Genomic DNA, 21,192 nt, shown 5'->3' with positions numbered 1-21,192 from the left:
ATGAGTATTCGTATTCACCCGATTAAAGCGTTCAATGACAACTATATTTGGACACTCATTAATGAAAATAATAAGCAGGCGATTGTCATTGATCCGGGACAAGCCGAGCCAGTTATCGCCTATTTAGAAGAAAACGGCTTAGAGCTGACGTCCATCTGGACCACGCATCATCACCATGATCATATCGGAGGCGTCGCCGAGCTACAAGAATCTTATCCGATGACGCATTTGGTTGCGCATACCGAGCACAATGTCGATGAAGATCAAACTATTAAAGACGGCAGTACGGTCAGTGCTTGGGGCTGCGCCGCGCAAGTATGGGATGTGTCCGGTCACACCGCAAGCCACGTGGCATATATTTTGGATATCGATGGACAGAAGCATTGTTTTTGCGGTGATACCTTATTTAGTGCCGGTTGCGGACGCGTCTTTACCGGCACGATTGAGCAATTGCATGACAGCTTTAAGCGTTTAAATGGCTTGCCAGCTGAGACGCTGCTGTATCCAGCCCATGAATATACTGCCAGCAACTTACGCTTTGGCTTATCTATTGAACCGGCTAATGAAGCGATGCAGCAAGCGCTTGCACAAGCAGAAGAAAAAACCGCCCAAGGTATCCCGACGCTGCCAGTCACTTTAGAGCATGAACGCGCAATCAATGTGTTTTTGCGTACGCAAGAGCCCAGTGTGATAGCAGGGGTGAAGTCTAAAGTCACTATCGATGATGACAAGTCTTTGACGGTGTTCGCCGCGTTACGTGAGCTTAAAAATAACTTCTAAATGCTAAGTTGTCATCTCTCTTTGTTTTAGGAAGCCGTCATTATGGGTCGTTATATCTTAAAAAGGTTATTACTGATATTACCGACGCTATTTTTGATATTGCTGGCGAACTTTGTCATTGTACAAGCGGCGCCGGGCGGCCCTGTTGAGCAGCAACTGAGCAAAGCGCAAAAGACAGTGCGCTAAGTGGTAATCTTGGCGCGGGTAGTGCCGGTGGCAACAATAGCACTTACCAAGGTACGCGTGGTCTATCTGAGGAGATGGTGGCGGCGATTAATGCGCAATATGGCTTTGATAAGTCAGCCCCTGAGCGTTTTTGGCTGATGTTAAAGAACTACGCCAAGCTTGATTTTGGTGAGTCGTTTTTTAAAGGGCAATCCGTAACGGATTTGATTGTCGAGAAGCTGCCCGTATCCATCTCGCTTGGGCTGTGGAGTACGCTGTTGATTTACATGATAGCGATTCCACTGGGCGTCTATAAAGCCATGCATCATGGCTCGGGAATTGATAAAGCAACGGCCATGCTACTTGCTATCGGCCATGCGATACCCGTTTTCGTATTTGCCGTCATACTATTGGTGTTTTTTGCTGGTGGCAGCTACTGGAATATCTTTCCGCTGCAAGGATTAACTTCCGAAAATTTTGATCAATTAAGCGCATTGGGTAAAGTGAAAGATTATTTTTGGCATTTGGCGCTGCCGCTCCTAGCAAGTACCGTTGGCGGCTTTGCAGGCTTAACCTATTTGACCAAGTTTAGCTTTTTAGAAGAGCTTGGTAAGCAATATGTCCTCACCGCGCGTGCCAAAGGCTTGGGTGAGCGGCAAGTGTTATACGGTCATGTCTTTCGTAATGCCATGCTGATTATTATCGCCGGTATCCCAGCAGCAATCGTTGGGATTTTCTTTGCCGGTAATTTTTTGATTGAGATTATCTTTAAACTTGATGGTTTGGGGCTCTTAGGTTTCGAAGCCATTCAGCAGCGTGATTATCCGGTGATATTTGGCACGCTGTTTATCTTTACCTTAGTGGGGCTGTTATTACAGTTAATCAGTGATTTGAGTTATCACTTAATTGATCCGCGTATTGATTTTGAGGGGCGCTAATGTCAAGTCATCCATTATCTTCAACGCCCTCAGCTGCCTCTTCTATCCCACTAGAAAAAAAACGTCGTCTAAATCCTATTTGGCAGGCACGCTTAAACCGCTTTCGTCACAATCGCCTTGGAGTGATATCGCTATTTATTTTTGCCCTGATATTTGTTATTTGTATGGCAGCCAATGTGATTGCTAATGACAAGCCGCTACTGGTGCAGTATCAAGGCGACTATTACTTTCCTGTCCTAAAAGCCTATCCTGAAACAACTTTTGGTGGGGTATTTGAGACCGAAGCCAACTATAAAGACCCTACGGTGCAAACGCTGATTGATGAGCAGGGCTTTTATATTATGCCGCCCATTCCGTTTGCCGATCAGACGCCAAACGTTGAGTTAGGTATTCCATACCCAGCCGCGCCCAATAGCCAGAACTGGCTTGGTACCGATGACTTAGGCCGCGATGTACTGGCACGGATACTTTATGGGTTGCGGGTATCGTTATTGTTCGGTATCGCCTTAACGCTTGCGGGTGCACTCATTGGCATTATCGTTGGTGCGATACAAGGCTATTACGGTGGTTGGGTAGATTTGGCAGGGCAGCGCTTTATGGAAGTATGGGGCGGGATGCCGCAGCTGTTTATGATTATTATTTTGGTCAGCTTATTTAGCCCTAGTATCTTTATGCTGTTTGCGATGATGTTGTTATTCGGCTGGATGGGCTTGGTCGGTTTGGTACGGGCAGAGTTTTTGCGCGCGCGTAATTTTGATTATGTCCGTGCTGCTCGTAACCTTGGGGTGTCAGACAGTCAAATCATGCTCAGGCATATCTTACCCAATGCCTTAGCATCAAGTTTGTCACAGCTGCCATTTATTTTAACGGCCAATATTATCGCTTTAACGGCATTAGACTTTTTAGGATATGGTTTACCGCCTGGTTCACCGTCGCTTGGCGAGCTTATGGTACAAGGGAAAAACAATCTCGATGCGCCTTGGCTAGCGCTATCGGGATTTTTTAGTTTGACCTTTATTTTATCATTACTGATTTTCGTTGGCGAAGCGTTGCGTGATGCGTTTGACCCGAGGCGCTCCTGATATGACAATTGATAAGATGATAAACGCGAATATGACGACGACTACTGAGCAAAATGCTAATGAGCAAAATGCCTATTTAAATCATAGTCGTAGCAACAGCCAAAATAAGCTCATGCTGAGCATCCATAAACTTAGCATCATCACGGACGCAGGCAGCGTTTTGGTCGATGAGCTATCGTATGAGCTACGGCAAGGGCAGACGTTAGCTATCGTAGGTGAATCGGGTTCTGGTAAGTCAATTGCCAGTCTTGCGCTATTGGGTTTGCTACCGGACAGTTTGACCGTTACTGGGGAGGTAAAGCTAGCAAACGCTGAAGGCATGAGCGCGCTGCCCATTACCAATGACAAAGGGCGTAATGCGGCGCTGCGCTCTATTCGAGGGCAGCGTATCGGTATGGTGTTTCAAGAGCCGATGACGGCGCTAAACCCACTACATACCGTCGGCAAACAAATTGCAGAATCCTTGCGTATCAGCGGTATCCCTAAAAAACAGTGGCGTGAAAAAAGTATCGCTTTATTAAACGATGTCAATATCAACGATCCTGCTGATAAACTGAATCGCTATCCGCATGAGTTATCAGGCGGTCAACGCCAACGGGTCATGATTGCCATGGCATTGGCGCAGCAGCCTGATATCTTAATCGCCGATGAACCGACGACCGCGCTTGATGTCACCCTGCAACATGAGATTCTTGAGCTACTAGATAATCTCAAATGTCAGCACAATATGGCGATGGTACTGATTAGCCATGATCTCAATCTGGTCAGGCGTTATAGTGATGATGTCATCGTTATGCGCCAAGGGCAAACGATTGAGCAAGGGCAAACGGCAGCGGTATTTAATGAGCCTAAAGCAGAATATACCCGCTCGCTTATTCAGCAAGATTTCGGGCACGCGCTAGATGTTTCTAATGATGAGAATAATCAGCGACCAAGTGTGTTGCAGGTCAGCAACCTACAAGTACAGTTTCCGATTGAAAAAAGTCTATATGGCGGTACCAAACGCTGGTTTGATGCGGTAAAAGACGTCGATATGATCCTGCGGAAAGGGCAGGCGTTAGGTATCGTTGGTGAGTCAGGCTCTGGCAAAACCACCATTGCTCTTGCCCTAAGTCAATTACTCAGTAATCAAGCGCGTGTCAATGGTCAGATAATAGTCAATGGACAGGACATGACGGCATTGTCCAAACGTGATTTGCGCACCTTTCGCTCACAGATTCAAATGGTATTTCAAGACCCCTTTGCCAGTATTAACCCGCGTATGACGGTCATGCAGATAGTAGAAGAAGGGCTATTAGTACAAGGTGTCAATAAAGCAGCACGCCAACAAGCAGTGATGGATAGTTTGGCGACTGTGCATCTCCCCGTTGAGTTTGTGCAACGTTATCCACATGAGCTATCAGGTGGTCAGCGTCAACGGGTGGCGCTGGCGCGCGCACTCATTATGCAGCCCAGTCTATTGATACTGGATGAGCCAACGTCGGCGCTTGATAGCACCACGCAGGTTACGGTGGTTAGCTTACTACGGGAAATTCAAGCAAAATTGAAAATCAGCTATGTGTTTATCAGCCACGACTTAAAAGTAGTCCGCGCCTTATGTCAGCATATGATGGTGATAAAAGACGGCGTGTGTATTGAGTCGGGCCCTAGCAAAGAGGTGTTTAATAATCCACAGCACCCGTACGCGCAGCAGTTGTTGCAGGCGAGTATGATTTAGCCTGAGCAGCAAACCAAACATTGATTCGAACCCAAAGAAATTGGAACATCCTATATGATCGGTAGGCTCAGTATAAAACCCATCCAAGCCCGAGATACCAGTGAGCCAAATCGTCCCTCAACCACGCTTGAGCTGCTATTTGACTTGGTTTATGTCATTGCTGTCGCCGCCGCTGCCAATGGGTTTTATAATCGCTTGAGTGAGCATGACCTGTCAGGGTTTTTAACCTTTATCATCGCGTTTTTTATCTTGTGGAATGCGTGGACCAGCTTTACGTGGTTTGCGTCAGGATATGACCCTGATGATTGGTTTTATCGCATCTCAGTGATGTTCCAGATGTTTGGATCACTGATGATAGCGGCTAATATCCATCAGTTTTATGAGCAAGGGCTGACATGGATTGGGGTGACGGGCTATGCCATTATGCGGCTGGCGAGTTGTAGTCAGTGGTGGCGCGTCTATCGACAAGTACCGGGCCACCAAAAAGTCGCTGGTCGCAGTATGGTTGGCTTGTTAACTTTACAGGCGCTATGGATAAGCTGGCTATTTTTACCCGCATCGCTACAAACGCCCGCTCTGTTCTTGTTTATTTTAGCTGAGCTTGTCATGCCGATGTGGGCACGCTCAGAGCAGTTCAATAATTGGCATCCCGGACACATTGCGGAGCGTTACGGACTATTGACCATTATTGTATTGGGTGAGGGTGTGGTCGGCGTCAGTAACAGTATTCAGTATTTTCTGGTCAATTCTGCCTCAGCCGCTAGCTCCATCATGTTCTTAGGGTCAAGTTTGGTTGCTTTGGTTTTTTCTTTATGGTGGTTATATTTTATCGTGCCATTCGATACTATTTTGAATAAAGAGCGTCGTCGCCATGACTTATTCTTGTTTGGCTATGGTCACTTTTTTATCTTTGCCTCAATCGCAGGATTAGGCAGTATGTTAAATTTGGTCACAGAATCCGCTGCCGCTGACACCACCGCGCCTGGCTATCAAATTATCTCTCAGCCTTACGCAATGGGTATGCTGATGGCTATGCTGAGTATGTTTTTATTAACGCTCACGATACTGCGCGAATTAATGTGCCGTAAATCGAGTCATAATGTTATTGCCATGCTTATTGCTTTGGTAATCATTGGGCTAAGTTATATGGCGGTCGCACAAGGACTGCCCATTACTTATGGTATTTGGCTCAGTATCTTGGCACCTGTGGTGATGATTTGGTATTTTAATCAAGATAATAAGCAGTGGCTGGTCAAAGAAGCGGATTAAACTGGCTTATCAATAGACACTAAATAGTCAGAACATTGCAGTTCATAATAATCATGACATCCTAAAAATGGCGGTGGTACAATAAGTTTAAACAGTAGTTTAGAGTAGCTGGGCGCTGACACAGCACTTCTATAAACAGCACTTTTATAAACAGTAGCTGTATTTTGCAAGCATTTTTATTTTGCCAGCGGTGATGAATCACTGCTTTAAGTTGTCGTTATTGCTAGTATTAGCATTATTAAAAAGGATTTTTATACCCATGAAAAAACAAAATACGATTTCTAAATTGGTCGGTAGTACAGGCTTACAACACGCTGGTTATTTGGCGGTTGCCAAGACGCGTGCCAAAGTACTAAAAGCGTTCGCTTACGTTGTGCCTATCAGAAGACCGATGTTGTTTGTCGGTGAAACCTCGTGTGAAGATTTGTGCGACATGCTCATCAATGAAGGCAATACCAATGTTTTTATCGTCACTGACGCGGTATTAAACAAACTTGGTATTCCTGCCAAAGTCACGGACTACCTAGATAGCAAAAATATCAGCTATAAAATCTACGACGGCATTACCCCAGATCCTACTTTTAAGGTTGTCGAAGAGGGATTGCGCAAGTCTGTCGATGCTAAGTGCGACTCGATTATTGCTATTGGTGGTGGCTCGGTTATTGATGCCGCTAAAATGATTGCGATGTCACAGGGCAATAACTGTAAGCCAAAACAGCTTATCGGTATCCTAAAAGCCAGAAAGCCTTCGGTTCCGCTTTATTGTATTCCGACCACTGCTGGCACGGGTTCAGAAGCGACGTTGGGTGCGGTAGTGTCAGATGACAAAACGCATCAAAAAGCCTTATCTATCGACCCAAGAATGGTGCCATTAGCAGCGGCTATCGATCCGGTTATTATGAAAGGTATGCCGGCGCATATCACAGCTGATACAGGTATCGACGTCTTAACCCATGCTTTAGAAGCGTGGATGAGTGCCAATGCCAGCGTAGAGACCGACTACTATGCCGCTTCTGCGGTCAAATCTGTGATGCAAAATCTGCCCCTAGTTTATAAAGATGGCAGCAACTTGAAAGCCCGTGAAGAGATGGGTATTGCCGCTCATTACGGCGGTATCGCCTTTAATAAAGCGGGTCTAGGTTACGTCCACGCTATCGCTCACCAGTTGGGGGCTCATTATAGTATCCCTCATGGTCGCGCCAATGCTATCGTGCTGCCGTATGTACTCGACGTCAATCGTAAAGGCAGCAAGAAAAGACTGGCAGAGTTAGCTCGCAAGACTAGTATGGTCAAATCGGGTCAAGCGAACAAGAGCGATAGCGATATTGCCGATAATCTTATCGCGCAAGTACGCGAGCTGATTGCTACCTTAAATATCGATCCAACCGTTAAAAATATGCAAAGCAGTGATTTTAATGACATCGCCAAAGCTGCGGCAAAAGAAGTCAGCGATACTTATGCGGTGCCGACTTATCTATCCGCTGCTGAAATCAAGGCAATCTTAACCAAGATTAAGCAAGCCAGTGATGAGCACACCAGTCGTGATTCAAAAAACGATAAAGTTGCTTAAGTTATTTAAACTACTTAATAAGTCCGATGAATAAGCTCTAAAAATAGAAAAGAGCACATTGCGATATCCGCAAAGTGCTCTTTTTCTTTACTTCTCGGTTGCTTATAACTAGCACTGGTTTTATTTTAAACGATATTAAAACGCAGGTTTACGCTTTGGCACCGCATCTAAGAACTCGTTACGTGCTTGATTGTCGTGTACATACTCACCAAGCATCGCTGTACTGCGCGTGGTCGAATGCTGCTTATTAACGCCGCGCATCATCATGCACATGTGCGCTGCATCCATAACCACTGCCACACCGCGGCAACCTGTCACATCCATAATCGTTTGTGCCACTTGTTCGCTCAAATTCTCTTGAATTTGCAAACGACGGGCAAACATATCGACGATACGAGCGAATTTTGACAGCCCTAATACTTGACCATTCGGCAAGTAACCGATGTGCGCGACGCCATGAAATGGCAACATATGATGCTCACATAATGAATAAAATTCAATGTTTTGCACTAAGACCAATTCACGATTGGTCGATGGAAATACCGCGCCATTGACCACTTCTTCCAAGCTTTGATGATAGCCTTGCGTCAAATGCGCAAACGCTTTTGCCGCGCGTATTGGAGTATCTTGTAAGCCAGGACGCTCTAAGTCTTCGCCAGTTGAAGTGATTAGCTGGCGATAGGATTCAACACTTTCTTGAAAATCTGTTGCTATTGTTGGGGTATTGCTCATAAGTTTGGCAGCCATCCAAAATGTGGGTGTAGCTTAACGCTAATCCTTGTTTACAAACATTGGTTGTAAAGGATTTTTATAAAAATTGTGCAAGCTGGGAGGGCTGTGATTATACTTGAAAACAGCTTAACTTCATACTGCTATGCTCAGTAGATAATCGTTTTAATCATATTAGCGGTTACTATTAAAGGAGATTAAGCGTTTATAGCGTGTAAGTAAATACAGTATACGACTGTTTACTTAAATCAATTCGTGTATAATGGGTCATCTTTTAATTTGTGTCTTTACTCGCTATTTATGAGCGAGCTATTAAAAATAATCTTTTATTTAAATCGATTTACAGGGAACTATTATGCTACTACAAGGACAACGCTTTGTCGTCACCGGCATCGCAAGCAAGCTTTCTATCGCTTGGGCAATCGCAGAAGCGCTGCACCGTGAAGGCGCGTCGTTAATTTTGACTTATCCCAATGACAAAATTAAAAAACGGGTCGATATGGCCGCCGAAGCCTTTGAAGCGGATTTGGTGCTTGAGTGTGATGTGGCATCAGATGAATCGATTGCTGCTTGCTTTGAGCAAGTGACCGCGCATTGGGGCGATGGTATTGATGGTGTTGTCCACGCGATTGGCTTTGCACCGATGGATCAGTTAGATGGCGATTTTGTCAATGCCACCACTCGTGAAGGCAGCCAAATTGCTCATGATATCTCAAGCTATAGCTTTGTGGCCTTGGCCAAAGAAGCACGCGCGCTGCTAGCCATGCGTCATGGTTCTATGTTGACCTTGACCTATGAAGGCAGTATTTCTGTATTGCCAAATTACAATGTCATGGGCATGGCAAAGGCCAGTTTAGAGGCCAGTGTGCGCTACCTTGCTACCTCGATGGGCGGTGAAGGTATTCGTGTTAATGCCATTTCTGCTGGTCCTATTCGTACCCTTGCGGCAAGCGGCATCAAATCGTTCCGTAAAATGCTCGATATCAGTGAAAAAATTGCCCCGTTACAGCGTAATATTACCCAGACCGAAGTCGGTAATGCGGCGCTATTTTTACTATCACCGTGGGCATCTGGTATCACTGGCGAGATTATGTTTGTAGATGCAGGTTTTAATACCGTTGCCATCAGCGAGCAATTAATGATGCTTGATGAGACAAAATAATGGTTGTAAGCAGAATTAATATGACTTAAGCAGTAGGGAAGGCAGCCAATTGGCTGTCTTTTTGGTTATAATATGGGCTTTTTGGTGTTAAGCCATTAGGCAACGAATATGATAACCAGATTACCAAAATGGATATTGTGGGGCGGCGCTGTACTGGCATTTAGTGCAGGCTGCGTCAATACCGCCGCATTAATGGGATTTACCAATCTGTCTGTCTGGCATGTGACGGGTAACGTCAGCTTGTTTTCAGCGGCGATTGCGCATTTAGACGGTCGCAGTATTTTATATATCGGTGCTTTGCTACTGTCTTTTTTGGCTGGGGCAATATTAAGCGGTTTTGTGATTGGGCAACGATCATTAAAGCTGGGTCGGCGTTACGGCAGTGCCCTGTATATAGAAGCGGCACTATTATTGATGAGCTATTGGTTATATCAGCAGCATGATTATTTAGGACAATTGGCAGCGGCGATGGCGTGCGGCTTACAGAATGCGATGGTCGCCACTTATAGCGGCGCGGTTATTCGTACCACGCATTTGACCGGACTAACCTCGGATATGGGCGCTGCCATCGGCAACTGGCTGGCAGGTCGCCGTATTAGTAAGCCCACCTTAGGTTTTCAAGCGATTATTTGGTACTGCTTTTGCGGTGGCGGCGCCGTTGGGGCGTTTTTGTACGCTAAAGTTGGCTATGGCGCGTTATTTGTCCCTATTAGCATTGTTTTGAGTGCAGCTTTTTTCTATAACTATATGTCAGACCGTTTGCCAGAAAAAAGACAGCCGAGACAAAAAAAGCGCCCATCTGCTTGATGAGCGCTTTTTATTTTAACTTTTTGATTCAAATAAGCTTAACGAGACAAACTACTTATCGTCTTCTTCGTGATCTTCATGTTCATGTAACCCTTGCATCATATCTAATGCGGAGTCGTCGGTACGCTGCTGATCTTTTTTATCCAAGCCATCTTGATTGATATCTTTTGGCGCCATTTTTGTGGTCGAATCGGTTTTATTTGAATTTGGCATAGCATACTCCTGTTTGTTTTTATCAATGTCCAATAAAGTCCAATAAAAATTTTAAAAATATAATGGGTAAATTTATCGGCTTTTAGCTTTAATTAACTTATTTAGTATGAGATAGCACTGTACGCTTGTACATACAGGGTGTACGCTTGTTTAGTGACGATGTGTAACCATACATCACAAGGATTACTGCTTAATTTTTCTATAACCACATTTATTGCAAAATTATCAGCAGCACTCTTAAATCAGTTTTTTGTTATATATCTGCTATGATGACGGCGTATTTTTTGCGGTTACCGATTGATGAATGGTATATCGCCAAAGTACGCTTTTGTTTTAGGTTTTTTACACTGTCTTTGGGGAAAATAAGGACATTTTATGTCAGAGCAAAAACTAGATAGCCATCTTCCTGATGATGGCAACGAGTATTTATTTACCGATACTTTTCCAAAAGGTACGGGTAAAGGGTTGATAGTGGTCGCTATTGCGGCGGTTATCAGTATGATTATCTATAACGTTTTGCCGTTTGATATCAATGCCAATAAAGGCCTTGCGATGTTGTTTTTCATCGGGGTGCTGTGGTTGACAGAGGCGGTGCATGTTACGATTACGGCGCTTTTGGTCGTCGTCGTTGGCGCGTTGATTGGCATTCCAGAGTTTGATGCGGAAATTGGTTTACAAAGCTTTGCCAATCCGACGATTTATTTATTCTTTGGTGGTTTTGCTTTGGCTGCGGCACTACATGTGCAGCAACTGGATAAAAAAATTGCGTTGAAGATTTTATCGATGTCAGGCGGTAAGCTCAGCACGGCAGTATTTTTGATATTTGGCGTAACGGCGTTTTTGTCGATGTGGATATCGAATACTGCGACCGCAGCGATGATGTTGCCACTAGCACTCGGTATTTTGACCCAAGTTGATCGTGAAAAAGACCGTGGCACCTTTGTGTTTGTACTATTGGGTATTGCTTATTCGGCGAGTCTTGGTGGTCTGGGTACGATTGTTGGTTCGCCGCCAAACGCTATTGCCGCAAAGGCGCTTGATATTGCGTTTGTAGACTGGATGAAGTTTGGTATACCGATGATGTTGGTGCTCTTGCCATTGTTATTGGGTGCCATGTATGTGTATTTAAAACCAAATCTAAATCGTAAGATTGTACTGCTTGAAGACGAGCCTATCGCTTGGAATAAACCGCGCATAGTGACGATTATCGTCTTTATCATTACCGCCCTTAGCTGGATATTCTCCAAAAAAATCGGTGCCGCATTAGACATTACTGATACCGATGCCGTAATTGCTTTATCCGCTGCTGCTGCTGTAGTGAGCTTGGGTTTGGTCTCATGGAAGCAAGTGTCTGATAATACCGATTGGGGCGTACTCATGCTATTCGGTGGCGGTATCGCGCTATCGACGATTTTGAAAGTATCAGGTGCGTCTTTGGTACTGGGCGAAACGGTTGCCAATGCGCTGTCTTCAGCACCGCTTATTATCGTCATGATTGCCGTATCGGCATTTATTATCTTCTTGACAGAGTTTGCTTCTAATACGGCTTCTGCTGCTTTGTTAGTACCAGTGTTTGCTGCTATTGCTGAGCAAATGGGGTTGCCTCACGAAGTACTCGTCTTGGTCATCGGTATTGGCGCCTCATGTGCCTTTATGCTACCGGTTGCCACGCCGCCGAATGCGATTGTCTTTGGTACGGGTCTGATTAAGCAAAATGAGATGATACGTGTTGGTGTTATTCTCAATATTCTTGCTACCCTAGTCGTCGGGTTGTGGGCGTATTTTTTCTTAATATAGCCTAGCAATTAAGTTCATCATAATCTCTAAAGCCCGATATTTACTTAAATATCGGGTTTTTTATTTCCTTTTATTTTCAATGACTGTATAACTAGAACTTTAACGTTAAGCTTTATAGAAGAGATTGGCTATGGAATGGGTAAAATGCTAACACTGTTTATGGTACAACTTGGTGGTCGCCCTAAAGGTCGTTTGATTGAGCAGCACGATATATTTTTTGGCGTGGCCAACCAAGTCAGCGAGCTGATAGGCGATATTAATCAGCACTGGCCTGAAGTCAAAAATAAATGGCACATTGACTCGTATCGAGCGATTAGCAAAGTTGATAATTATGCGATTAAATTGGTCGAACCAAGTAGCCAAACAGAAAGTGCCAACGATGTAGAGAGTACCAACGATTTAAAATTATTCTTTATCAATCTAGGGGGTTATCAGCGCGGCAGTTTCGAAGAGTTTCATTATAAGCTGCTTATCGTTGCTGCTACTCAAGCGGACGCTATTAAGCAAGCAAAACAGAGCGAATTTTATAAGCAATTTACTTATAAAGACAAAGAGTCGCCTTTTAATGCCGCCTCGCATATTGATGATAAGTTTGAGGTAGATATCGACGATATTTATAACGTCAATGACCTTATTCCAAATGTTCGGCTGCTCATCGAGCCGATTACTAACGATAACAATGAATTTGCGAATACTGATGATAAAGAGTACGTTGGTTATCTGAGTATCAAGAATTTAAGGAGGTTAGGATAATATGGCTTTAAATATGTACTATAAAAACGGCGTTATTCGCAAAACACGTAGCCAGATATCTGATGAGCTATTGACCACGCTTTATCAGGTTCATAATAATGCCAATTTTCCACAATTGACGTGGTTAATTGATAATCTTTATGAAAATCCACAGATTCAGCCTGATGTCGCTAAATGGTTAGCTGATGAGGTGGTGGCGTTTGAAAGACTGTTACTTTCATTGCACCTGCCTTTTCCTATGTTGCCTCTACAAAAGCTCCATACCTTTTTTACGGAAGCTGCAACTAGTGGGCAGGTGATTTATACCAGTAATTAGTGAATTTTTTGTTTTAGCCTGTTTCTATAACCATCTTGAATCACGCCCAAATTAACCCCATAATCTAAGCACTTACAAATAATAAATAGCCTAAGTAAATATGCCCAATACTTCTAAGAATGCCGCAGAAACTGCTACTGAAAACCCAACCAGCGACCTAAGCTCTAATGAATTTAGCTCCAACGAAAATGAAGCAAGTAAAGCCGCCAACCCAAATAATGATGACTCAAATCTTACGCTAAATACTGATAACACATCTTCGTACGCGAAGGTTGCCGACGATTTGCCAGTTTTAGCCAAAGATAGCTATTATCTCAGCCGTTTAGAGCGTGAGCTGGCGCGTGCCGCTGTGGCTAATAATAAAAGAGATCAGAAGGGTTCTGATAATAAAGCAGAGGACGGGCTAACCAAAAAACGTGCGCAGTATGACAAAATAAAAACCCGCTCACAGCAAGCGGTGCAAGCGCGTATGGATAGTATCCCAGAGAAATTGGCAGAAAAGCTCAATCTTGATTTGCCCGTGAGTCAACGTGCTGATGACTTGGTTCAAGGCATTATCGATAACCAAGTGATTATCGTGGCAGGTGAGACCGGTTCTGGTAAGACGACGCAATTACCAAAGCTTGCAATGCTGGCAGGTCGCGGTATCACAGGGCAAATAGGTCATACTCAGCCAAGGCGACTGGCAGCACGCAGCGTAGCAAACCGTATCGCTGAAGAATTGGGCGAGCAGCTCGGTAATACCGTCAGCTTTAAGATTCGTTTTAATGAGCAAGGGTCGGCACAATCTGTCGTCAAGCTCATGACCGATGGTATCTTGCTCGCTGAATTAGGTCATGATCGTTTCTTGAGTAAGTACGATACCATTATCATTGATGAAGCGCACGAGCGTAGTTTAAATATTGACTTTATTATGGGGTATCTAAAAAAACTACTGCCCAAGCGTCCTGATTTAAAAGTCATTATTACCTCAGCGACCCTTGATACTAGACGCTTCAGTGAATATTTTAGCCATTATGATAAGAAGCTAAAACGTAACGTGCCTGCGCCGATTTTTAATGTCGAAGGTCGCAGTTACCCTGTTGAAGTTCGTTATCGTCCGCTGACCGATGAGCCAGTAAACAGCTCGGATGATGACAGCTATGATGACTTTGAAGAGAATCTGCCTCGCGCGGTGGTTGCTGCCGTCGAAGAATGTTTTAGCGATGCACAAAACAAAGGTCATGCCGATCAAGCAGATATTTTAATATTTGCGGCGACAGAAGCTGAAATTCGTGAGCTCCAAGAGGTGCTTGAACGTCATGGACCCAAGCACACTGAAGTATTGCCCTTGTTTGCTCGCCAAACTTATGAAGAGCAGCAGCGAATATTTCAGCCTTCGGGTCGCGGTCGGCGTATAGTTATCGCCACCAACGTTGCCGAGACGGCGCTGACCGTACCCGGCATTCGTTATGTGATTGACTTAGGGTTTGCACGGATTTCGCGTTATTCGTACCGCTCACGCGTACAGCGTTTACCGATTGAAGCCATCTCACAAGCCGCTGCCAATCAGCGTAAAGGTCGCTGTGGTCGTGTGGCACCGGGTGTTTGTATTCGTCTTTATTCTGAGGAGGACTTTACTGGTCGTCCAGAGTTCACTGAACCTGAAATTTTACGTACCAACCTTGCCTCCGTTATTTTGCAAATGGCCAACCTGCGCTTAGGCAGTGTCGATGATTTTGCCTTTATTGAGCCACCTGATAGCCGTTTGGTCACTGATGGGCATAAATTGCTTGATGAATTGGGCGCGATTACTTCCAAAAAAGCTTCTCAAAAAGAAACGGCCAGTAATGCTAAAAAACAAAAAGGTCTCGACCATTTGGTTTTGACGCCGACTGGGCAAAAAATGGCACGTATGCCCATTGACCCAAGGCTGGCACGTATGTTGGTTGCCGGTAGCGATTTTGATTGTATTCGAGAAATCCTCATCGTGGTTGCTGCGCTTGCTGTCCAAGATCCGCGCGAGCGTCCTGCCAATAAGCGCCAGCAAGCGGATCAAAAGCATGCAGAATTTCGCCAAGATGACTCCGACTTTTTATTCTATTTAAGTCTCTGGAAAGCCTTGTTTGAAAAAGACGAAGACGGCAACAAACTGTCTGGTAATCAGCGTAAGAATTTTACCAAGAAAAACTATTTGAGCTTCCCGCGTGTGCGCGAGTGGAATCAAACCCATCGTCAGCTGGTACAAATGGTCACTGAGCTAAAACTGACCGATGTTAAGGCGGCAAAAACCACTAATAAAGGTAGCAATAAAAAAGCTTCTTTAGAGAATGTGACGAGCGACCCTACCTCGATTGAAGATGAAGAACTCAAAGCCGTTAAATATGCCAATTTACATCGCGCGCTATTAACAGGGTTATTATCTACGATTGCGCATAAAACTGAAAATCGTGGCGAGTACTTAGCCGCGCGCCAGCAAAAAGCCAAGATTTTCCCAGCCAGTACGGTGTTTAAACAAGTACCGCCTTGGGTCATGGCCTTTGAAGTGGTGGAAACCTCGCAAGTGTTTATGCGCACCGTTGCCAAAATTGAGCCTGAATGGATTATCTCAGCGGCAGGCGACTTATTAAAATATCACTACTTTGAGCCGCATTGGTCGAAGAAGACCGGACGTGTTAAAGCTTACGCGCAGATTAGCTTATTTGGGCTGATTATTATTAGTAAACAGCTGACTAACTATGAACAAGTGAACTTGGCTGAATCGCGAGAAATCTTTATCCGTGATGGTTTGGTGACCGGTAATTTAGGTCGGCAAGCGCCGTTTTTACAGCATAATATGGATAAAATTGCTGATATTGAACGTATCGAAGACAAATTGCGTCGCCGTGATTTATTGGTTGATGAAGAAGCATTGTATCAGTTTTATGATAAAAAAATACCCGAGCATATTGCTAGCCGCAAAGCCTTTGAAGATTGGCGGGCCGAGGTGGAAAAAACTGATACTAAGTATCTATTCTTCACCGATGATGACGTGCTTAATAGCCAAGCGCCAACGACAGGCGATTTTCCAGAAGTGTGGAAGCTGGGTGATTTAAAATTACCGCTGCGTTATGTCTTTGATCCGTCAAGCGATGATGATGGTGTGACCATTCGTGTGCCACTGGCGGCGCTACCGCAGCTTGATGCGATTGAGCTATTGTGGGGCGTACCCGGCTGGCGTTATGAGTTGGTATTACAATTGCTCAAGTCATTGCCGAAAGACATTCGCCGTCAAATCGTCCCCATTCCTGATACTGCCGATAGCTTGTTTGATGAGTTGCAGCCTGCTGGTGGACAAGGGTTGCTTAAGCAGTTGTGCCAAGCTTTAAATCGTCGCGGCATTATGTCGGTGACGCCTGAGAGTTTTAATCCTGCTAGCATTGATCGCTATTTACAGCCGCAAATCTGCGTGGTCGATGACAAAAACCGCATTATCGAAAAGGGTCGCGACCTACAAACGCTACAAATTCGCCATGCTCAAGAGACCCGCCAAGCGGTGAATGAGCAACAAGGCACGCATACGGAGTTTCCTGAGCACTTTGCCTTTAGCAAAAATCATCATAGTGCAGGCGTGGTGATGAAGCAGTTTGCTGCCTTGGTCGCAGACGCGTCGGGCGAGGCGGTATCGATTCACCAATATACCGACGTCAATGCCGCGTTGCAGGCACACCGTGTCGGGGTTTTAACCTTGATAAAAAGTAAGCTTGGCGCGAAGAAAAAACAGCTCACCAGTCAGATTGATAAGATATTTAAATTGGCTTTTGCACCACTTGGCGATATGGAGAAGCTAAAAACCATCGTCATCGATGCAGCATTGGATGCTGCGCTTGAAGAGCATTATGTGTTATTTGATCATAGTGCCGATTTACCTGAAAGCGCTGATGATACTGCCGTAGCCCTTGCGGAAGAATTGCCTTTTACGCCAGAGGAGTTTGAGAAAACCTTAGAAGTCGTCGCTGGTAACTTCCTATTAACGGGTCAAGATGTCATAAAAACGCTTAAAAATGTCTATACGCGTTGGCAGCGTATCCGTCAGAGCTTGCTCATGCTTGATAGAGAAATATTTGGCGAGTCTATCGAAGATATCGAAGACCAGCTAGAGGATTTGCAGTTGGCTGATTTTGTTTATCGCATGGATTATAGCCATTGGCAGCAGTATCCGCGTTATTTGGAAGCATTAGAGATTCGTCTTGAGCGCCTTGAGCACAATCTTGAAGCGGATCTTGATGGTGTCTACGCTCTTGATGAGCATATGGAGCGGCTGGCAAATCGTGCCAATGATAAAGCCATTAGCGAATATCGCTGGATGGTCGAGGAATATCGTATTCAGCTATTCGCGCAGCCGATGAAAACTCGCATGGCAGTATCACCGAAGCGTCTAAGTAAGATGTGGGAGAAAGTGAGTTAGCGTTTGGTTTTTTAGGATGGGGTTATCTAAAGCTTAATATCAAATAATAACTATTAACATGAATGTTTCTTGGATATAAAATGAATATTAATGAACTATATGGATATTAAACTACATATTTACAAATACTGGAGGATTTCTTTAATATTCTTGTAGGTAGAGACGCATCACTATTTAATTCTTTTGATGAGGTTCTACAATTTAGTAAAAGAAATGTAGCAAGTTCAAGTGGTAGCTCAAATCCTTATATTGATTTTTTTGATAAACTTAATAGTCTATATTCTGAAAGTGGAACAGATGTTTATAGATTTGCTCAAGAGCTTAATGCTTGTAAGTTAGTATTAGGAGGCAGTTCACGTTTTTACGGTAGCCACCTTAGTGCAACCAAAAGTTCATTATTGTTCGCTGATACGGTTCTAATCCCTGATCCTATACTACCGTACTTAGAAAGAGAACGAAATGAAGAAAGGTTTCAGTATATTCCTATACTTAAAGCTATATTTTTTATCCTTCAGCTAAGAACACTTAATAGTTTTCAATTCGATATTCTTCCTTTTATTATATTTCCGAGCTGGGGAAAATCTTTAGAGTCTAACGACAAATATACTCAACTACAAACAAAGCAACTTATTACTGATATCTTTTCACATTATGTCGATGATGGAATTCAAGTTCTAGAGGATATTTATAAATTTAGTCAGAGTCATCAAGATGTTTTTTTCAGAAAGGTAGAAGAAAATAAACTGTTTATTGCACCAGGCAGAAAATCAGGAGATAAACTTCAAACATCAATAAAGTATTATAAAAAGGAAATGCAAGAGATGCGAAGCAAGGAATGGTGTTCGGAATATTTAAATATTCCAGAAGCGGGGTTAGTTATAAATGCTATATGTGAGCGAGTAGTTCCACAGTATCATTTGCTTGAAAATTCTGTTGAGCTAAACAGTAATCCTTTGTTATGTATTGATAGCCAAGCACATTATTATCAACTGGTAAGTTCAATGAAGAATAGCTTCATTACTGAAATGAATAAAGAAGATAGAAAAACGAATGCAATAGTTAAAGCCTTAGTGAGCCCACGCATGAGTTTTTTAGCCAATATTCCGTATAATCAAATGATTACTATACGTCAATCTAATGAAAATGTTTTATTTAGAAAAGAATTAAGAGGTCTCGTAAATAGCTTACCTTCGACTAATGTGGAAGACTTAAGTGCAGTTGCTGGAGAAGTTTGTGCTTATATCGAAGCGTTGGTTAGTCAGCATCGTAAAGAGATAGAGGGTATTAGGAGCAAATATAAAAATAAACACATTTATACCGCTGGCATTGGTTATGCTAGTCTAGCGGTAACGATGTCTCCTATACTAGCTCCTTTAGCGGGTCTTGGTTTAATACCTACAGGTGGCAAATATGTTATGGATAAACTTCAAGAAAGAAATGAGTTGAAAAAAACATCTAATTCATTGATGGGAGTTATATCTTTAGCTAAGAATTAATATTGATTACTCAGAAAAACTATCAACATATTTAACTATAAGTAGTTACTTCCTTTATATATAGTTTACCTTAACAAATAAATTCAACTCTTAAACAAAAAGGCTGGATTAGCAATCGCTAACCCAGCCTTTTTGTTTAGCTAAGAACAGATTATAGTAGGGCTCTAACCTTTGGATATACCATATTGGCAGGAGACAAAATATCATCTAGCGTTTCTTTGTCCATCAGTTTTTCTTCTAATACGATGTCATACACACTGCCACCAGTCTCTTGTGCTCTTCTTGCGACAAAAGAAGACGCATCATAACCAAGGTGCGGATTTAGCGCGGTGACCAGCCCGATATTATTGAATACCTCGACACTACACGCCTCGTTATTCATCATCAAACCATCGATACAGCGCGTGGCAAACATCTCACAGATATTAGCCAGCATGCTCATACCGGTAAACAAGTTAAAGGCAATGACGGGCTCAAAGACGTTGAGCTGTAGCTGACCGTTTTCTGACGCCATAGCGATGGTATGATCGATACCCATGACATGGAAGCAAGCTTGGTTCACCACTTCAGGGATCACAGGGTTTACTTTACCCGGCATGATTGAGCTACCAGGCTGCATTTCAGGCAAGCGATATTGCGCTAAACCTGCACGCGGACCGGAAGACTGCAAACGTAAGTCATGGGCAATCTTAGATAAACGCGCAGCAAAAAGACGCAAATTGCCAGACAAAGCCACATAAGCACTGGTGTCTTGTGTCGCTTCAATCAAGTCTTCAGCGATATAATAAGGTCTGCCAGTCAAATCAGACAAGGTTTTGGCAACTTCTTCAGAATAGCCCGCTGGCGCGTTTAAGCCTGTACCGATCGCCGTGCCGCCCATATTAATTTCATGAAATAGGGCACGAGTAGATTCGATACGATCCATTTCTTTTTTGATCATGGTTGCAAAGGCATTGAACTCTTGACCTGCAGTCATAGGCACGGCGTCTTGCAAATGTGTGCGACCCATCTTTAATTGATCGGCAAGCTCAACGCTTTTTTTCTTAAGGCTGTTATACAAGATATCCATTTTACTTAATAGATGGACACAGTATTCATCTAACGCCACATTCATCGCTGTAGGGTAGGCGTCGTTGGTTGATTGCGACAAGTTGACATCGTTATTTGGATGCACATGCTGATAGTCGCCTTTCTCGTAGCCTAGGATTTCTAAAGCACGGTTAGCAATCACTTCGTTGGCATTCATGTTGGTTGATGTACCTGCGCCGCCTTGGAACATATCAACGATAAACTGATCATGATATTTATCATCGATTAAGTCATCGCACGCCGCCGTGATAGCGTCTTTAACGGTGTCATTTAGCACGCCTACTTTATTATTTGCAATCGCTGCCGCTTTTTTAACGGTGGCAAAGGCACGAATAAAGGTCGAAAACTGGTTCAAGCGCACTCCACTGACAGTGAAGTTTTCAAAAGCACGTAAGGTTTGGATACCATAGTAAGCATCAACGGGCACGTCACGATAGCCGAGTAAGTCATGTTCTTGGCGAGTAGCAGTTGTCATGCAATAAATCCTTTCAATAAAAAGCCCTGATTAAGACGCAAAGATATCGTCATTTGTTAACATGACAGTAATAGCCTTGCATTGGTAAGTCTATATGGTTGACCTTATAGCATAAGCCTTTTAGGCAGGGATTAACAATGAATATTTATTACATCACGCATAATAAAACAAAAAACTTTATATTATAAATAGTAAGCGCTAAGCGTTTTTATCTGAAGAAAGCCGTAAACTCTTTAAACTTAATAAGCACCAAAATTTGTTTTAGGGTTTTGCTCTTATATTTTCTGTCACTACGCCCATCGCATAAAATAATAAGGCGATAAGGGTCATGGCGACGATAAACGGGGTCAAAACCCAAATTACGATATTGATGAGTAATGATGATAATAAACCATTGAAGATAATGGT

15 protein-coding genes and 1 pseudogene are annotated in these 21,192 nt (G+C 43.6%); 13 read left to right on the top strand and 3 right to left on the bottom strand.

All coding sequences use genetic code 11. The features are described 5' to 3' along the window. From gloB to V7D75_RS04710, 6 genes and pseudogenes are all read left to right on the top strand, one after another. On the top strand, positions 1-780 hold the full coding sequence (gene gloB / locus V7D75_RS04735; RefSeq protein WP_333613620.1) for a hydroxyacylglutathione hydrolase: 780 nt from the start codon (positions 1-3) through the stop codon (positions 778-780). Between the two features lie 42 nt (positions 781-822). Next, positions 823-1,883: pseudogene (gene yejB / locus V7D75_RS04730) on the top strand (microcin C ABC transporter permease YejB). Then, a complete protein-coding gene (locus V7D75_RS04725; RefSeq protein WP_333613619.1) occupies positions 1,883-2,965 on the top strand; it encodes an ABC transporter permease in 1,083 nt (360 codons plus the stop codon). Before yejB ends, V7D75_RS04725 begins: the two are co-directional and overlap by 1 nt. A gap of 112 nt (positions 2,966-3,077) precedes the next feature. Beyond that, positions 3,078-4,682, top strand: a complete 1,605-nt coding sequence (locus tag V7D75_RS04720; protein WP_333613632.1) for an ABC transporter ATP-binding protein — start codon at positions 3,078-3,080, stop codon at positions 4,680-4,682. Between the two features lie 54 nt (positions 4,683-4,736). Continuing rightward, a complete protein-coding gene (locus V7D75_RS04715) occupies positions 4,737-5,951 on the top strand; it encodes a low temperature requirement protein A (protein WP_333613618.1) in 1,215 nt (404 codons plus the stop codon). Positions 5,952-6,210: 259 nt separating this feature from the next. Next, positions 6,211-7,521: an iron-containing alcohol dehydrogenase gene (locus V7D75_RS04710; RefSeq protein ID WP_333613617.1), complete on the top strand. Its 1,311-nt coding sequence runs from the start codon at positions 6,211-6,213 to the stop codon at positions 7,519-7,521. A gap of 135 nt (positions 7,522-7,656) precedes the next feature. On the opposite strand, the gene folE is transcribed toward V7D75_RS04710, so the two are convergent. Then, complete coding sequence (gene folE, locus V7D75_RS04705) at positions 7,657-8,253, bottom strand: GTP cyclohydrolase I FolE (RefSeq protein WP_226928923.1); 597 nt, start codon at positions 8,251-8,253, stop codon at positions 7,657-7,659. 352 nt (positions 8,254-8,605) lie between these two features. Here folE and V7D75_RS04700 point away from each other — a divergent pair, with 352 nt between their 5' ends. Then, positions 8,606-9,412, top strand: a complete 807-nt coding sequence (locus V7D75_RS04700) for an enoyl-ACP reductase FabI (RefSeq protein WP_068405263.1) — start codon at positions 8,606-8,608, stop codon at positions 9,410-9,412. A 108-nt stretch (positions 9,413-9,520) separates the two neighbouring features. Then, positions 9,521-10,219, top strand: coding sequence for a YoaK family protein (locus tag V7D75_RS04695; RefSeq protein WP_333613616.1), 699 nt, complete (start codon positions 9,521-9,523; stop codon positions 10,217-10,219). A 51-nt stretch (positions 10,220-10,270) separates the two neighbouring features. Here V7D75_RS04695 and V7D75_RS04690 read toward each other — a convergent pair whose 3' ends face one another. Further along, entirely contained in the window at positions 10,271-10,432 is a 162-nt protein-coding gene (locus V7D75_RS04690; protein WP_180952548.1) for a hypothetical protein, read from the bottom strand. Between the two features lie 375 nt (positions 10,433-10,807). Here V7D75_RS04690 and V7D75_RS04685 point away from each other — a divergent pair, with 375 nt between their 5' ends. The 5 genes from V7D75_RS04685 to V7D75_RS04665 all read left to right on the top strand — a co-directional run bounded on the left by V7D75_RS04685 (position 10,808) and on the right by V7D75_RS04665 (position 19,220). After that, positions 10,808-12,229, top strand: a complete 1,422-nt coding sequence (locus tag V7D75_RS04685) for an SLC13 family permease (RefSeq protein WP_201590856.1) — start codon at positions 10,808-10,810, stop codon at positions 12,227-12,229. Positions 12,230-12,373: 144 nt separating this feature from the next. After that, positions 12,374-12,982, top strand: a complete 609-nt coding sequence (locus V7D75_RS04680) for a DUF1543 domain-containing protein (protein ID WP_333613615.1) — start codon at positions 12,374-12,376, stop codon at positions 12,980-12,982. A gap of 1 nt (position 12,983) precedes the next feature. Next, complete coding sequence (locus V7D75_RS04675) at positions 12,984-13,298, top strand: hypothetical protein (protein ID WP_333613614.1); 315 nt, start codon at positions 12,984-12,986, stop codon at positions 13,296-13,298. 100 nt (positions 13,299-13,398) lie between these two features. Continuing rightward, complete coding sequence (hrpA, locus tag V7D75_RS04670; protein ID WP_333613613.1) at positions 13,399-17,724, top strand: ATP-dependent RNA helicase HrpA; 4,326 nt, start codon at positions 13,399-13,401, stop codon at positions 17,722-17,724. Positions 17,725-18,122: 398 nt separating this feature from the next. Next, entirely contained in the window at positions 18,123-19,220 is a 1,098-nt protein-coding gene (locus tag V7D75_RS04665; RefSeq protein ID WP_333613612.1) for a hypothetical protein, read from the top strand. Between the two features lie 151 nt (positions 19,221-19,371). Here the strand turns inward: V7D75_RS04665 and V7D75_RS04660 are convergent, their stop codons facing one another. Continuing rightward, positions 19,372-20,784: an aspartate ammonia-lyase gene (locus tag V7D75_RS04660; RefSeq protein WP_333613611.1), complete on the bottom strand. Its 1,413-nt coding sequence runs from the start codon at positions 20,782-20,784 to the stop codon at positions 19,372-19,374. Between the last annotated feature and the right edge of the window lie 408 nt (positions 20,785-21,192).

The sequence above is a fragment of the Psychrobacter sp. genome (assembly GCF_036731945.1).
Classification (GTDB): Bacteria; Pseudomonadota; Gammaproteobacteria; order Pseudomonadales; family Moraxellaceae; genus Psychrobacter.
The sequence above is the reverse complement of the archived record's forward strand: the minus strand, read 5'-3'. Positions and strand labels throughout refer to the sequence as shown.